Origin of the sequence: Veillonella sp. 3913 (assembly GCF_003992235.1) — a bacterium.
In the GTDB taxonomy this organism is placed as follows: Bacteria; Bacillota; Negativicutes; order Veillonellales; family Veillonellaceae; genus F0422.
In genome coordinates this window covers 298,653-313,229 of the sequence record NZ_RQVF01000002.1, presented here as the reverse complement: position 1 = coordinate 313,229, position 14,577 = coordinate 298,653, and the positions used below count along the sequence as shown (strand labels likewise).

Sequence of the window (14,577 nt, the reverse complement as noted above, 5' to 3'; positions counted from 1 at the left end):
TAGGAGGATGATGAACATGGCTAATGACAACTTAAAAGCCAAACTTGCTGAATATGATGCAGCGTACGCTAAAAACTGTGAGAAAGTACCTGCTCGTCAAAACTTACCAGAACAACCGGTATACACACCGCTTGATTTAGAAGGTTTTGATTATGAACGTGATCTTGGATTCCCAGGATTCTATCCTTACACTCGTGGTGTGCAACCTACTATGTACCGTGGCCGTTTCTGGACAATGCGTATGTATGCTGGTTTCGCAACTGCTGAAGAGTCCAACAAACGTTATCGTTACTTAATCGAGTCCGGTGCAACAGGTCTTTCTTGCGCATTCGACTTACCAACACAAATCGGTTATGACTCTGACGACGCTATGGCTGAAGGCGAAGTTGGTAAAGTAGGTGTTGCGATTGACTCCTTAAAAGATATGGAAATCTTGTTCCAAGGTATCGACTTAGGTAAAGTTTCCACTTCTATGACAATCAACGCTCCTGCATCTGTACTTCTTGCTATGTACATTGCAGTTGCTGAAAAACAAGGTGTACCTTCCACTGAACTTCGCGGTACAATTCAAAATGATATTTTGAAAGAATACGCAGCTCGCGGAACTTACATCTTCCCTCCAAAACCATCCATGCGTTTAATCACTAATATTTTCGAATATTGCTCTCAATATGTGCCAAAATGGAATACTATCTCCATCTCCGGTTACCATATTCGTGAAGCTGGTTCCACTGCTGCGCAAGAAATCGCTTTCACAATTGCTGATGGTATTGCATACATCGAAGCAGCTCTTAAAGCTGGCTTGGAAGTTGACGATTTTGCAGGTCGTTTATCCTTCTTCTGGAACGCACACAACAACGTATTAGAAGAAGTTGCGAAATTCCGTGCATCCCGTCGTCTATGGGCACATATCTTGAAAGAACGTTTTGGTGCTAAAAAACCTAAATCTATGATGTTACGTGTACATACTCAAACAGCTGGTTCTATGTTGACTGCACAACAAGTTGACAACAACATCGTTCGTGTTGCTCTTCAAACTGCAGCTGCTGTAATGGGTGGTACTCAATCCTTACATACTAACTCTCGTGACGAAGCATTAGCTCTTCCAACTGAAGCATCTGTACAAATCGCTCTTCGTACTCAACAAATCGTTGCTTACGAATCCGGTTTAGCTGACGTAGTTGACCCATTGGGTGGTTCTTACTATGTAGAAGCTATGACTAATGCTATCTATGAAGAAGCTAAAGCATACATCCAAAAAATCGATGAAATGGGTGGCGCTGTTGAAGCTATCGAAAAAGGTTACATCCAAAAAGAAATCCAAGAGTCTGCTTATAAATGGCAAATGGAAGTGGAATCTGGCCTTCGTACAATCGTAGGTGTTAACAAATTCCAAGTTGAGGAAAAACCAGTTGAAGGTCTTCTTCGCATCGATGCTTCTGTAGGTATCAACCAATCCAAGAAAACACAACAAGTTCGTGCAGACCGTGATCAAGCAGCAGTTGATGCAGCATTAGCAGCATTAAAAGCTGGTGCAGAAGATGAATCTGTAAACTTGATGCCATTAATCTTGGCTGCCGTTAAAACATATGCTACATTAGGTGAAATTTGTAACGTATTGCGCGGCGTATTCGGTGAATACCAAGCTCATTCCACACTATAATTAATCGAACCTATTTGGAGGTATAACATCATGGCAGAAAAACGTATCAGAGTAATCGTAGCAAAACCAGGTCTTGATGGTCATGACCGTGGTGCAAAAGTAGTAGCACGCGCACTTCGCGATGCTGGTTTCGAAGTTATCTACACAGGTCTTCGTCAAACACCAGAACAAATCGTTGAAGCTGCTCTTTCTGAGGACGTTAACGTAGTTGCGTTATCTCTTCTTTCTGGCGCGCACAACACATTGTTCCCTAAAATCGTTGAAATGCTTAAAGAAAAAGGCATGGGCGATGTATTAGTAGTTGGTGGTGGCGTTATTCCTGACGCTGATATTCCTGGCTTAAAAGAAGCTGGCGTATCCGCAGTATTCACACCAGGCACTCCAACAGCTGATGTAATTGAATTCATCAAAGCTAACGTAAAATAATATACTTGAGCTAGGCTCGGGCATGTATGTTCGAGCCTAGACGTATATATAATTGGGACGGTGACAATATGGATTTAATCAAAGAACTATTAGAAGGTTCTCGTCTTGCATTGGCTCGGTCCATAACGGCTGTAGAAAATGAATACGATAATGCGATCGACATTATGAAATCTATTTATCCACGTACTGGTAAGGCTCGTATCTTGGGTATCACAGGTGCTCCAGGAGCTGGTAAAAGTACATTGACAGATAAAGTGGTTAAGCATTATCTAGAACAAGGTAAGAGAATCGGCATCGTTGCTGTTGACCCGACCAGTCCATTCTCAGGCGGCGCTATTTTAGGTGACCGTATTCGGATGAATGATTTGACATTAAATGAAAATGTGTTTATCCGTAGTATGGGTACACGTGGTAGCCTAGGTGGATTATCTAAAAAAACAGCAGATGTTGTTAAATTAATGGATGCATTTGGTATGGATCTTGTTATCATCGAAACCGTAGGTGTTGGACAATCCGAAGTAGATATCGTTAAAAATGCAGATACTACATTGGTTGTATTGGTACCAGGTTTAGGTGATGATATCCAAGCAATCAAAGCGGGTATTTTAGAGATTGGCGACGTATTCGCTATCAATAAAGCAGATCGCGATGGCTGTGATAAGCTTAATGTTGAAATTGAAATGATGCTAGACTTAGATTCTCGTGAACTTGATTGGAGACCACCAATTAAGAGAACTATCGCTAGTAAAGATGAAGGTGTTGATGAATTAGTGGAAGCACTAGATGAACACTTTGAATATCTTGAAGATAGTGGAGAATTAGCAGCTCGCCGTGCAGAACGTACGCATGATGAACTTGTAGCGATGATCAATGAGCAAATTATGCGTTATGTTCATGAACATGTGGTTGAAAGTGACGCTTTCAAACAAGATGTAGCAGCTGTTAATAATAGAACTAATGACCCTTATAGTGTTGTTAACGCGGTATTAGAAAAGTCCTTAAAAAGATAATAAAAAGAATGATAAAAATCTAATATCGTGGTATCATATAAGTAATCGAAAGATGACAAAAATCACTTTCGAGTTGCAGCTCATTTGAAAGGAGAGTTATTATGGCATTCAAAGTATTACAAGTAGACCACATCGGTATCGGTGTATCTGACTTGGCAGCAACAAAAGAGTTTTATAAAAACGCACTTGGTATGGAACATCTACCAGAAGATGAAGTAGTTGAAGAGCAAAAAGTAAAAGTAAGCTTCTTCCCTTGCGGTGATGCTGAACTTGAGTTCTTAGAATCTACAACTCCAGATGGCCCTATCGGTCGTTTCATCGAAAAAAATGGTGGCCGTAATGGTATCCAACACGTAGCGCTTCGCGTTGATGACATCAAAGCAGCGATTGCTGACTTAAAAGCAAAAGGTGTTCAATTAATCGACGAAGAACCTCGCTATGGTGCTGGTGGATCTGCAATTGCATTCCTTCATCCAAAAGCTACTGGCGGTGTTTTATTAGAACTTTGCCAACGTATGAAATAATAAACTATATCCGTAATTATTCTATGGAGGTGTAAAATGGCAACGGTTCAGGAAAAAATTGAATTATTGCACAAAAAGCTGTCCACTGTTAAACAAGGTGGCGGTGAAAAACGCGTAGAAAAACAACATGCGAGCGGTAAATATACAGCTCGTGAACGTATTGAAAAATTATTCGACGAAAACAGCTTTGTTGAATTAGATCAATTCGTTAAACATCGTTGTGTGAACTTCGGTCAAGAGAAAAAAGAATTACCAGGTGAAGGCGTAGTGACTGGTTACGGTACTATCGATGGACGTTTGGTATTTGCTTTTGCTCAAGACTTTACAGTAGAAGGTGGCTCCCTTGGGGAAATGCATGCTGCTAAAATCGTTAAAGCACAACGTATGGCAATGAAAATGGGTGCTCCTATTATCGGCATCAATGACTCCGGTGGAGCTCGTATTCAAGAAGCAGTAGACGCATTAGCTGGCTACGGTAAAATCTTCTTTGAAAACACAAACGCTTCTGGCGTTATCCCACAAATTTCCGTTATCATGGGACCATGTGCAGGTGGTGCGGTATACTCTCCAGCATTAACTGACTTCATTTACATGGTTAAACATACATCTCAAATGTTCATCACTGGTCCAGCAGTTATCAAATCTGTAACAGCAGAAGAAGTAACAGCAGAAGACCTTGGTGGTGCAATGGCTCATAACAGTGTATCTGGTGTAGCTCACTTTGCAACAGAAAACGAAGATGATTGCTTAGCACAAATTCGTTACTTGTTGAGCTTCTTACCAAGCAACAATATGGAAGATACTCCATTAGTTGATACTGGTGATGACCCAGCTCGTGAAGATGAAGGTTTAAATACTTTACTTCCAGATAATCCAAATATGCCTTACGACATGTTTGATGTGATTCGTGCAACAGTAGATAATGGTGAATACTATGAAGTACAACCACACTACGCACAAAATATTATTACCTGTTTCGCACGTTTTGCTGGACAAAGCGTAGGTATCATTGCTAACCAACCACGCGTAATGGCAGGTTGCTTAGATATCAATGCATCCGACAAATCTTCCCGCTTTATCCGTTTCTGCGATGCTTTCAATATCCCTGTTGTAAACTTCGTTGACGTACCGGGCTTCCTACCGGGCACAAACCAAGAATGGGGCGGCATCATTCGTCACGGTGCGAAAATGTTATATGCTTACTCTGAAGCAACAGTACCTAAAATTACTGTTATCACTCGTAAAGCATATGGTGGATCTTACCTTGCAATGTGTTCCCAAGATTTGGGTGCAGACCAAGTGTATGCATGGCCTACATCTGAAATTGCTGTAATGGGACCTGCTGGTGCAGCGAACATCATTTTCAAACGCGATGAAGATAAAGATGAAAAAACAGCTAAATACGTAGAAGAGTTCGCAACTCCATACAAAGCTGCTGAACGTGGATTCGTTGACGTGGTAATTGAACCTAAACATACTCGTCCTGCTATCATCAATGCATTAGCAATGTTGGCAAGTAAACGCGAAACCCGTGCTCCGAAAAAACACGGTAATATCCCTCTATAAACTATTTCCTAGAGGCATACTACACACTTTGCTTCTTGCATGATTCTACTATCATGGTTCTCTATTAATGAGGTGAAAGTATGACAGATAATCCGTGGCTAATTATGGCCATCAATATGACAATTGTATTCGCCGTTCTAATTTTGTTAGGCGTGCTTATGCATATTATTTATCTAGTAGATCCTACAAAAAAAAAGTCAACTAAGGCTGAGGTAGCAGAGGTACCATCAGCCACAGCTCCTAGTGTGGCAAGTACCACAACAAAACATGATGAAGTGGTTGCAGCCATTGTGGCAGCAGTATGTGCGATGGGATATTCCAAATCACAAATTGCTTCCGTAAGACCGATTGTGAGCACAGGTTGGAAATTGGACGGTAGACTGCTAGGTAGGAATGTAACCAGATAGTTTGGAGGAGAACTTAATGAATAAGACTACCAACGCACAAGCTGCAAACAAAGAAACAGAAGTTGTAGCAGCTATTGTCAGTGCTATCGTTGCTATGGGCTATTCGCAAAATCAAATTGCATCCATTCGCCCAGTAGTGTCTAATTCTTGGCGACTAGCTAGTCGTTTACAGGCCCTATAAGCTAATCTAAGCTTATGAAAAAGTTTCATTACAAATAGGTAATTCAGGAGGAAGTTATAATGAAAAAGTTCAATGTTACAGTAAACGGTACAGTTTATGAAGTAGAAGTTAATGAAGTTGGCGGTGCAGCTCCAGTAGCAGCAGCTCCTAAAGCAGCAGCTCCAGCTCCTAAAGCAGCTCCAGCAGCAGCTCCAGCTCCAGCAGCGGCAGCGGCTCCAGTTCCAGCAGGCGCAGAAACAGTAAAATGCCCAATGCCAGGTAAAATCTTATCCGTAGCAGTTACAGCTGGTCAAGCAGTTAAAAAAGGCGATCTTCTTTGCATCTTAGAAGCTATGAAAATGCAAAACGAAATCTATGCTCCACATGATGCAACAGTAGCTGAAGTTCGCGTAGCAGCTAACCAAACTGTAGCAACTGGCGACGCTTTAGTTGTTTTAGGCTAATCATAACTTTATACTGCTTAAACTAAACCCTTCTATTTCTTAAGGAGGAACTCCATATGGACGCTTTTCTTGTTGCACTCAACTCTGTTTGGGTGGATAGTGGTTTTATTAGTTTCACAATGGGTCATGGTATCATGATCCTTGTAGGAATTATCTTATTGTATTTAGCTTTTGCGAAAGGCTTTGAACCTCTATTGTTGAGTCCAATCGCATTTGGATGTATTTTGGCTAATATTCCTAATAATGGTTTCCATGAAGGTGTTATGAACCTTATTGGATTAGGGATTAAATACGAAATTTTCCCACCTCTTATCTTCCTAGGGGTAGGTGCTATGACTGACTTCGGTCCACTCATTGCAAATCCTAAAACATTATTATTAGGCGCAGCAGCTCAAATCGGCGTATTCGTGGCTCTTGGTGGAGCGATGATGGTTGGATTTACTGCGAAACAAGCAGCAGCTATCGGTATCATCGGTGGTGCTGACGGTCCTACATCCATTTACTTAGCTTCAAAATTAGCTCCTGAGTTATTAGGTGCTATCGCAGTAGCGGCATATTCCTATATGTCTCTTGTACCATTGATTCAACCTCCGGTTATGAAGTTATTTACAACTCAAAAAGACCGTGAAATCGTAATGGAACAATTGCGTGAAGTAACTCGTTTTGAAAAAGTTGTTTTCCCAGTAGTAGCGACAATTTCCATTTCCTTGTTGTTACCACCGATCACTTCTTTATTAGGCATGTTGATGCTTGGTAACTTATTCCGTGAATCTGGTGTAACAGCTCGTTTGGCAGATACTTCTGAAAACGCTTTAATTAACACAGTAACAATCTTCTTAGCTACTGGTACAGGTCTTACAATGACAGCAGACAGTTTCTTAAATTTAGAAACCATTAAAATTATCGTATTAGGTTTAGTTGCCTTCATCGGTGGTACCGCTGGTGGTGTCATCTTCGGTAAATTAATGTGCTGGGCAGACGGTGGTAAAACAAACCCATTGATCGGTTCTGCTGGTGTATCTGCGGTGCCAATGGCAGCCCGCGTATCGCAAGTAGTGGGTTCACAGGCAAACCCTTCGAACTTCCTATTAATGCATGCGATGGGGCCAAATGTAGCAGGTGTTATCGGTACAGCTGTAGCAGCTGGTACGATGCTTGCTATGATGAAATAATTTGTAACAGTGTCTAGGCAATCCGCCAAAAAGGGTTGCCTAGGCTATTACAGATACTTTTATGATGAACTATATAGTTTGTCTTAAAGCGCTTTAGAAATACTCAGACTTTTTTCACTTTTATTATGTATGAGGTGACGCCTATGATATTATCAGACGAAGGAAAGGTTTTTGCTTGTATTTGTATTGCGCTTTTTATTTTTATCATTACCGCACTCCTATTAGGTGAAGAGCGAAAATCTAAATGGTTTCAAAAACGAAAAACATATAGCTTTTTTCTCCGCCGTGGCCTACTTGGAGAGTGGCTACATTTTGGATACCCTTGTACAGCAGAAGGGTATGGAGTAGCGGCGATTATGTTATTTCTTATTGGCCTATCTTCCTATATTATATACGCTTTTTTTTAAAGCGTTTTGCGGCTAATAAGGAATGTATCCCTTAGGGAGGAGTTGATTCTTATGGATCCGGCTGTACAAACCTTAATTGTCCTTGGTGTAATGGCGTTATTATTTGTAACAGAAATTATTCCACTTGCAATTACGTCTATCGGTGGTGCTATGGCACTTGGTTTATTAGGTGTAATTCCTATGAAACAAGTATTTAGTGGTTTATCTGATAGTACAGTAGTTTTATTCGCAGGTATGTTTATTATTGGTGCTGCATTATTCCATACTGGTTTAGCACAAAAAATTGGTATTTCCGTTGTTAATAAAGCAGGTAAAAGTGAAAACGGTCTTATGATTGCTTTGATGCTTGTAACAGCAGGTATGTCCTCTGTGCTTTCTAACACAGGTACTGCAGCAGCGTTATTGCCAGTAGTTATTGGTATTTGTGCATCTGCTAAAATTCCAGCATCCCGTCAATTGATGCCTATGGCATTTGCTGCAGGGATTGGTGGTATCATCACTTTAGTGGGTACACCTCCTAATATCATCATCAATGGTGCATTAGGCCAAGCTAAACTACCTCAATTCGGTTTCTTTGAATTTGCATGGATTGGTATTCCTTTAACAGTTGCATTTATGATCTACATGGTAACAATTGGTAAACATTTTTTACCTAAACATGATGGTAATGCAGATGCTGAAGTAGAACAAGAAGTAGATGCTAGTGAAATTTCTAATGATCCTAAAAAAATGTGGTACTCTGGTATCATTTTATTAGGTGTTGTATTATTCATGGCATTGTCTGATCCATTGAAAAGTATTGGTATTAATGTTCCACTTCACTTAGCAGCTATCGTTGGTGCTATCTTAGCCGTACTAGCTGGTTGCTTGAAAGAAAAACAAGCGTATCAATCTATAGACTGGGTAACTATTTTCTTATTTGCTGGTATGATGCCAGTAGCAGCGGCTATGAATGATTCTGGGGCTGGTAAAATGATTGCTCATGCAGTAGTAAGCATTATGGGTGATAACCCAAGCCCTCATGCAGTACTTATGGCGATTGGCGTTGCCGCATCTTGCGCATTTGCTACACCAGTAGGTACACCACCTAATACAATCGTATTAACACCTGGTAATTACAAATTTATGGACTATGTGAAAGCAGGTACTCCATTAATCCTGGTTTGCTTCATCGTAAGTCTTATCGTGATTCCAATGGTATGGCCTTTCAATATGCCATAATGTAACATACTTTACTTAGGTATAATGCAAAATTAAATAGGTAATAGATAAGGACTGACGCAGAATCTTGTTTGTAAGATTTTGTAGTCAGTCCTTTTTATGAAAGGTATTAAAAGAAATATTCTAAAAGGATTGCATATACTTTTATAGCATGGTACATTAGTAATGCAAATAATCATTTAGAATAGTTAGGAGCTATTATAATAGTTTAATAAATAGTAGTTAATACTAGGTTTTATATACTAATAATAAGAAGGTGAATGTGTGAGACCTACATATGTAGAAATTGATACAGCACAAATACGAAGTAATTTACGAAAAATTAAGGATTGTTTACCAGAGTGGTGCACGAGTACTGCGGTGGTGAAAGCAAATGCGTATGGACATGGTAGTGTTATGGTAGGACGTATTGCCGTAGAGGAAGGGTATGAGTCGCTAGCCGTAGCTTTTCCAGAAGAGGCGATTCCTTTGCGTGAGGCGGGTATAACGGTACCTATTTATCTATTAGGTCTGACGTTGCCACAATCCTTTGATTTAGTGATAGAAGGGCATTCTAGACCTGCCATTTGTGAATCTACTGATTTAGAAGCGTTGGATGAATGTGCTCGTCGACATGAAACAATTGTAGAGTGTGCTATTGCTGTAGATACAGGTATGCATCGTATCGGTAGTAAGCCAGATGATGTATTAGCATTTTTAGAAACAGTAGAGTCTTATGAATATTTACGAGTAGATGGATTTTTTACACACCTAGCCAATGGGGATGCTGCGGATCAAACTCATGCCAATCAACAAGTACAACAATTTCGAGATGTGGTGGAGTTAATTCGTGCCAATCGTACTGAGGATTATCGCTTTTCTTTAGCCAATAGTGCTGGATTGTTAGCAGTAAGAGATAGTTTATTTAACGATGCTCGACCAGGTATTATTCAATATGGCATTATGCCTTCCATGGATGTGCCTAATCGATTGGGATTGAAACCAGCTTTGAGTTTATATAGTAAGGTAGTACATGTACAACATTTACCCAAAGGGTCATCTATCGGCTATGGAAGTACCTATACAACGATGGCTGAGGAAACGATCGCTACTATACCTGTGGGTTATGCCGATGGATATCCTAGGGCGTTGTCTAATAAAGGATCTGTGCTTATCCATGGTACACGCTGTCCTATAGTAGGGCGTATCTGTATGGACCAATTTATGGTGAAAGTACCAAGTCATATTACCGTAGCTCCAGGAGATGCTGTTGTGCTATTAGGACAACAAGGACAAGAGAGTATTACAGCGCTTGAATTGGCTTATTTGGTTGGGACCATTCCTTATGAAATATTCTGTAATTTCTCAGAACGGGTGCCAAGACATTATATTTAGAGGCTATCTTGTTACACCCCCTTTTACTAGAGATATGTTGTTACACTCTCCTTTGAGCAATATAACTATAAATGTAACTACAATGATAAGATTAAGATGAATACAAAGAATGCTCTACTTAGGTTCTCTTTGAGAGAGGCACTAGGTAGAGCATTTTTATTGTAATTTGTATGTATACTATACGTATTGTAGGCTATATAGAGTTTCTTATTTATTGGTTTTCATATATGGGAGAGCTAAATAAAGAACGTGCTGCATTTTCGATATATAAGGCTGTATTAGATTGGTTCATTGTGTATAGATGAATACCAGATACGCCTTCTGTTACAAGGTCTACGATTTGATTTAAGGCGTAAGCAAGGCCAGCATCACGAAGGGCGATTGGATCATGCTCATATTTGTCTAAAATAGCTTTAAATTTGCGTGGAATAGCGGTAGCATTGCTTGTTAATAGACGCAAAGCTTGGTTGCGGTTGATGATAGGCATTACTCCGGCTAAGATTGGTACATCAATGCCTGCTAAGGCGCATTTTTCTTGGAAATCGTAGAATACATTGTTATCTAAGAAAAATTGTGTGACTAATAGTTCAGAGCCGGCATCTACTTTTTCTTTTAGAAATTTAATGTCCTGTAATTGATTGGGTGAGTCTGGATGCACTTCTGGATAGCAAGCACCAGAAATTTGGAAATGCGGAGCATAGTCTTTTACAAAATGTACGAGTTCTGAAGCATATTTAAAGTCTCCTACTGGTGGTAGGTCTTCTAAAATATCACCGCGAAGTGCTAGTAGCTTGTGGATACCTAGTTGATCTAATTGATCAATAACGGAGCGCACCTGCTCTTTAGATAAATAAATAGCTGGTAAATGGGCTTTTGTAGGGATATGCAATGTATTTTGTACATAGTTGGATAACTTTATGGTTGTTTCTTCAATATTGCGTTGTTTATTACTGCAGGTAACAGAGATAAACTCTGGTTTTAGGCTTTTTAATTCATCTAATACAGTAATGATTTTTTCATCGCCTACTTGCGTGTTAGGAGGGAATATTTCGTAAGATAATGTTGGTCGTTTTTGCTGTATAGTTTCGCTCATGGCTGGTTCCTTTCATATCTGTAAAACATGTTCTTATGATACCAATTTTTTTCTATATAGACCAATTCTTAAAATATATAGTTTGTTATAGGTAAAAACTATAAAAATGTAATAAAAGTTAGAATTTAGGGATATGCATATGAAATTAGCATAGAGAAAATAGGAGAATCGTATGCTATATGTATTGGAACTTTCAGTAGAAATCTATATAATAAAAGTATTCGGAATACCGCTATTGCTAGTTAGTTATAGTAGGACTTTCAGAAGAAGAGAAAAATGAGGGAATGTAATTCCTGTAGTCATAGAGTTGTGCATGTCTATTGTGCAAGAAAGGAGAAAGTGATGAGTCAATTACTAGAAGAAATTGAATCCTTGCGAGGATCCATGAAGACATTAAATGATTTTTTTTTCGACCATCCAGAACTAGGGAATGAAGAGTTTTTAGCCCATGGTAAATTAACAGATTTACTGGAAAGTGAAGGGTTTACTGTAGACCGTGAAGTGAGTGGTTTACAAACCGCATTTCGTGCTGTGTACCATGTGCAAGGAGGAGGACCGAAAATTGGGCTTCTCTGCGAATATGATGCCTTAGAAGGTTTGGGTCATGCTTGTGGGCATAATCTGCAAGGGCCTTCCATCTGTGCAGCAGCTATTGGTTTACGTCGTACCTTGCAAGTGCCAGCTACATTGGTGGTGTATGGGACGCCAGCAGAGGAAACGGCATCTGGTAAATTGGTGATGGCAAAAGAAGGCGTTTTTGACGATTTAGACGTAGCTTTCATGATGCACGGTAGTGATTCTACAACGGTAGATGGCAAGTCCTTGGCCCTTAATTTAGTGAATATTAAGTTCCATGGCAAATCGGCTCATGCAGCGATTGCTCCAGAAAAAGGCATCAGTGCTTTGGATGCAGTGTTGTTATTCTTTAATGGCATGGAATATCTTCGAGAACACGTGCCTACAGAAGTACGTATGCATGGGATTATTACAGATGGTGGTAAGGCAGCGAATATCGTACCAGATTATGCGTGTACACAGTGGTATATTCGTTCCTCTAGTCGTATTCGCTTAGATGAAGTGGTGGAGCGCGTGAAACAAGTGGCTCAAGGGGCAGCTTTGCAAGTGGGAGCTACTATGGAATGGGACGAAGTAAAAGCCTATGATAACAAGGTCAATGTACAAAGTTTAAATGATTTACTCTTAAAGAATGCGGAAATCGTAGGCGCTCCAGATATTTCAGAACCGAGAAAGGTAACTGGTTCTACTGACTTTTCCAGTGTTACGTTCCGCGTACCAGGAGCTTGTTTACGGGTTAAATTTGTAGGTAGAGGAGTGACTAGTCATTCTCAAGAATGGCTAGATAATGGGAAAACTCAATTAGCAGAGGATGCTATTATGTACGGAGCCAAGGGGGTTGCTCTTACAGTAGAGGAAATTCTCACCACACCGGGCTTATTGGCTCAGATTCAAGAAGACTTTCAACAGTCGAAAGCAAATTATTAATTAGCCTATCTTCATAGGTAAAGGAGAAGTAGTTATGAATTTATTGTTGTGCGCTATCGTAATTTTATGCGCAGGTACATTGGTGATTAAAAAGTTTAAAGCACAAACAGTATTGTTGTTAGGCGGTTTAATCATGATGCTAGGGGCGTATTTCCTTGGCTATACAACGGAGTTTGTAGATGCGAAAAAAGGAACAGGCATGATGTTCTTTGATGCTTTTGAGTGGATTAATAATACTACTGCAAAGGATGCAGCAGGGTTGGGTCTCATGATTATGACATGTACTGGCTTTGCTAAATACATGGATCACATTGGTGCTAGCTCTCGCTTGGTTACAACTGCGATAAAACCTTTGCAAGCGATGAAAGCTCCTTATGTAGTATTATCTTTAACATTCTTATTAAATATGTTCATGTCCTTGGTAATCCCAAGCGCATCTGGTCTAGCTATGTTGATGATGGTGACCATCTTCCCTATTTTGGTGCGTTTAGGCGTAAGCCCAGTAGGGGCAGCGGCAGCGGTAGCTACTGGCCATTTGTTGGACATTGGACCAGCCTCTGCTACAAGCTTATTAGTGTCTAAAACAGTGGGCTTAGGAGTAGAAGAATACTTCGTAGGCTATCAATTGAAAGTATACATTATTTGTGGTATTGTGACAGCTATTGCGCATTACATATGGCAACAATACATGGATAAAAAATCCGGTCATGTTCCTTCCGAAGTTGTACATACAGAACTACAAGAAGAAGTAGCAGTAGGACCTCTTGCGTATTTAATATTGCCATTCTTGCCACTTGTATTTATGTTAGGATTTAGTAAATATGGTATTGCAGGCATTAAGATGAATGTTAACTTGGCTATGTTCCTAAGCTTATTCATCGCCATGATATTTGAATTGATTCGCTTGCGTGATTTCCGAAAAGTAGCTGCGTCTATTCAAACTTTCTTTAAAGGTATGGGGGACCAATTTACCAATACGGTAACGTTGATTGTAGCAGGGGAAACCTTTGCATTCGGTTTGACATCCTTAGGGATTGTGAATGAGTTTGTAGCATTCATTAAAACCTTCTCTATCCAAGCAGATATGGTGGGTGTTATCGTATCTGTGATTATCTTAGTATTGAGCATTGTTATGGGCTCTGGTGTAGCATCTATGTTTGCATTCTCACCATTAGTGCCAAATTTTGCTAAAGAATTAGGTGGTAATGCGATTACCATGCTACTAGGTATGCAAAATGCGGCCTCTGTTGGACGTTTGTTGAGCCCAATTAGTGCGGTTATGATTGCAGTAGCTGGTGTGGCAAATATTTCTAGTTTTGATTTAGTAAAACGAACTGCAGTGCCAGTATTGATTACATTCATTACCTCTACGATTTGTATTTTAATTTTCCATTAATGAGTGAAAGATGCATAAGATAGGGATTGATTATAATTCCTAAGGATTTGATAGAAATTAAATGTTGACGATGAGTGGTCTTTTATGTATTATAGTTGTACAAGACTATTACCCCCTGAGGGTGAATAATGGAATCGTTAACAACATGAAGTACCTAACGTGTAAGTATTTGTAGCTTACTCGTTAGGTTT

General features: G+C 39.8%; 15 protein-coding genes. 14 read left to right on the top strand and 1 reads right to left on the bottom strand.

From position 1 onward, the window contains the following. The first annotated feature begins 16 nt into the window (after nt 1–16). The 12 genes from EO113_RS04555 (at nt 17) to alr (ending at nt 10,394) form a co-directional block, all read left to right on the top strand. Nucleotides 17–1,663, top strand: coding sequence for a methylmalonyl-CoA mutase (locus EO113_RS04555; RefSeq protein ID WP_126941051.1), 1,647 nt, complete (start codon nt 17–19; stop codon nt 1,661–1,663). Nucleotides 1,664–1,693: 30 nt separating this feature from the next. Next, a complete protein-coding gene (locus EO113_RS04550; protein WP_009352817.1) occupies nt 1,694–2,089 on the top strand; it encodes a cobalamin B12-binding domain-containing protein in 396 nt (131 codons plus the stop codon). A gap of 68 nt (nt 2,090–2,157) precedes the next feature. Continuing rightward, nucleotides 2,158–3,099, top strand: a complete 942-nt coding sequence (gene meaB / locus EO113_RS04545) for a methylmalonyl Co-A mutase-associated GTPase MeaB (RefSeq protein ID WP_127061811.1) — start codon at nt 2,158–2,160, stop codon at nt 3,097–3,099. A 101-nt stretch (nt 3,100–3,200) separates the two neighbouring features. Continuing rightward, nucleotides 3,201–3,623, top strand: coding sequence for a methylmalonyl-CoA epimerase (gene mce, locus EO113_RS04540; RefSeq protein ID WP_009352819.1), 423 nt, complete (start codon nt 3,201–3,203; stop codon nt 3,621–3,623). Nucleotides 3,624–3,659: 36 nt separating this feature from the next. Then, on the top strand, nt 3,660–5,189 hold the full coding sequence (locus EO113_RS04535) for a carboxyl transferase domain-containing protein (protein ID WP_062401066.1): 1,530 nt from the start codon (nt 3,660–3,662) through the stop codon (nt 5,187–5,189). Nucleotides 5,190–5,269: 80 nt separating this feature from the next. Beyond that, nucleotides 5,270–5,596, top strand: a complete 327-nt coding sequence (locus EO113_RS04530) for an OadG family protein (protein ID WP_062401065.1) — start codon at nt 5,270–5,272, stop codon at nt 5,594–5,596. A 16-nt stretch (nt 5,597–5,612) separates the two neighbouring features. Continuing rightward, nucleotides 5,613–5,777, top strand: a complete 165-nt coding sequence (locus tag EO113_RS08150) for a hypothetical protein (RefSeq protein ID WP_009352831.1) — start codon at nt 5,613–5,615, stop codon at nt 5,775–5,777. Between the two features lie 59 nt (nt 5,778–5,836). After that, on the top strand, nt 5,837–6,220 hold the full coding sequence (locus tag EO113_RS04525) for a biotin/lipoyl-containing protein (protein ID WP_009352906.1): 384 nt from the start codon (nt 5,837–5,839) through the stop codon (nt 6,218–6,220). Between the two features lie 56 nt (nt 6,221–6,276). Then, complete coding sequence (locus tag EO113_RS04520; protein ID WP_009352994.1) at nt 6,277–7,392, top strand: sodium ion-translocating decarboxylase subunit beta; 1,116 nt, start codon at nt 6,277–6,279, stop codon at nt 7,390–7,392. A gap of 143 nt (nt 7,393–7,535) precedes the next feature. Continuing rightward, a complete protein-coding gene (locus tag EO113_RS04515) occupies nt 7,536–7,799 on the top strand; it encodes a hypothetical protein (protein WP_009352887.1) in 264 nt (87 codons plus the stop codon). A 51-nt stretch (nt 7,800–7,850) separates the two neighbouring features. After that, the gene (locus tag EO113_RS04510) at nt 7,851–9,020 is read left to right on the top strand and encodes an SLC13 family permease (RefSeq protein ID WP_127135652.1); all 1,170 of its coding nucleotides are present in this window, start codon (nt 7,851–7,853) and stop codon (nt 9,018–9,020) included. Between the two features lie 264 nt (nt 9,021–9,284). Next, nucleotides 9,285–10,394, top strand: a complete 1,110-nt coding sequence (gene alr / locus EO113_RS04505) for an alanine racemase (RefSeq protein WP_062401058.1) — start codon at nt 9,285–9,287, stop codon at nt 10,392–10,394. Between the two features lie 211 nt (nt 10,395–10,605). Here the strand turns inward: alr and metF are convergent, their stop codons facing one another. Continuing rightward, nucleotides 10,606–11,487, bottom strand: coding sequence for a methylenetetrahydrofolate reductase [NAD(P)H] (gene metF, locus EO113_RS04500; RefSeq protein ID WP_127135651.1), 882 nt, complete (start codon nt 11,485–11,487; stop codon nt 10,606–10,608). A 342-nt stretch (nt 11,488–11,829) separates the two neighbouring features. On the opposite strand from metF, the gene EO113_RS04495 reads away from it, so the two are divergent. Further along, a complete protein-coding gene (locus tag EO113_RS04495) occupies nt 11,830–12,990 on the top strand; it encodes a M20 family metallopeptidase (protein WP_127135650.1) in 1,161 nt (386 codons plus the stop codon). A gap of 34 nt (nt 12,991–13,024) precedes the next feature. Beyond that, the gene (dcuC, locus tag EO113_RS04490; RefSeq protein WP_127135649.1) at nt 13,025–14,386 is read left to right on the top strand and encodes a C4-dicarboxylate transporter DcuC; all 1,362 of its coding nucleotides are present in this window, start codon (nt 13,025–13,027) and stop codon (nt 14,384–14,386) included. Nucleotides 14,387–14,577: the final 191 nt, after the last annotated feature.

Bases quoted from the DNA above. Each gene is read 5' to 3' on its own strand.
- EO113_RS04555 (WP_126941051.1), top strand. From the start codon at position 17: ATGGCTAATGACAACTTAAAAGCCAAACTTGCTGAATATGATGCAGCG.
- EO113_RS04550 (WP_009352817.1), top strand. From the start codon at position 1,694: ATGGCAGAAAAACGTATCAGAGTAATCGTAGCAAAACCAGGTCTTGAT.
- meaB (WP_127061811.1), top strand. From the start codon at position 2,158: ATGGATTTAATCAAAGAACTATTAGAAGGTTCTCGTCTTGCATTGGCT.
- mce (WP_009352819.1), top strand. From the start codon at position 3,201: ATGGCATTCAAAGTATTACAAGTAGACCACATCGGTATCGGTGTATCT.
- EO113_RS04535 (WP_062401066.1), top strand. From the start codon at position 3,660: ATGGCAACGGTTCAGGAAAAAATTGAATTATTGCACAAAAAGCTGTCC.
- EO113_RS04530 (WP_062401065.1), top strand. From the start codon at position 5,270: ATGACAGATAATCCGTGGCTAATTATGGCCATCAATATGACAATTGTA.
- EO113_RS08150 (WP_009352831.1), top strand. From the start codon at position 5,613: ATGAATAAGACTACCAACGCACAAGCTGCAAACAAAGAAACAGAAGTT.
- EO113_RS04525 (WP_009352906.1), top strand. From the start codon at position 5,837: ATGAAAAAGTTCAATGTTACAGTAAACGGTACAGTTTATGAAGTAGAA.
- EO113_RS04520 (WP_009352994.1), top strand. From the start codon at position 6,277: ATGGACGCTTTTCTTGTTGCACTCAACTCTGTTTGGGTGGATAGTGGT.
- EO113_RS04515 (WP_009352887.1), top strand. From the start codon at position 7,536: ATGATATTATCAGACGAAGGAAAGGTTTTTGCTTGTATTTGTATTGCG.
- EO113_RS04510 (WP_127135652.1), top strand. From the start codon at position 7,851: ATGGATCCGGCTGTACAAACCTTAATTGTCCTTGGTGTAATGGCGTTA.
- metF (WP_127135651.1), bottom strand. From the start codon at position 11,487: ATGAGCGAAACTATACAGCAAAAACGACCAACATTATCTTACGAAATA.
- EO113_RS04495 (WP_127135650.1), top strand. From the start codon at position 11,830: ATGAGTCAATTACTAGAAGAAATTGAATCCTTGCGAGGATCCATGAAG.
- dcuC (WP_127135649.1), top strand. From the start codon at position 13,025: ATGAATTTATTGTTGTGCGCTATCGTAATTTTATGCGCAGGTACATTG.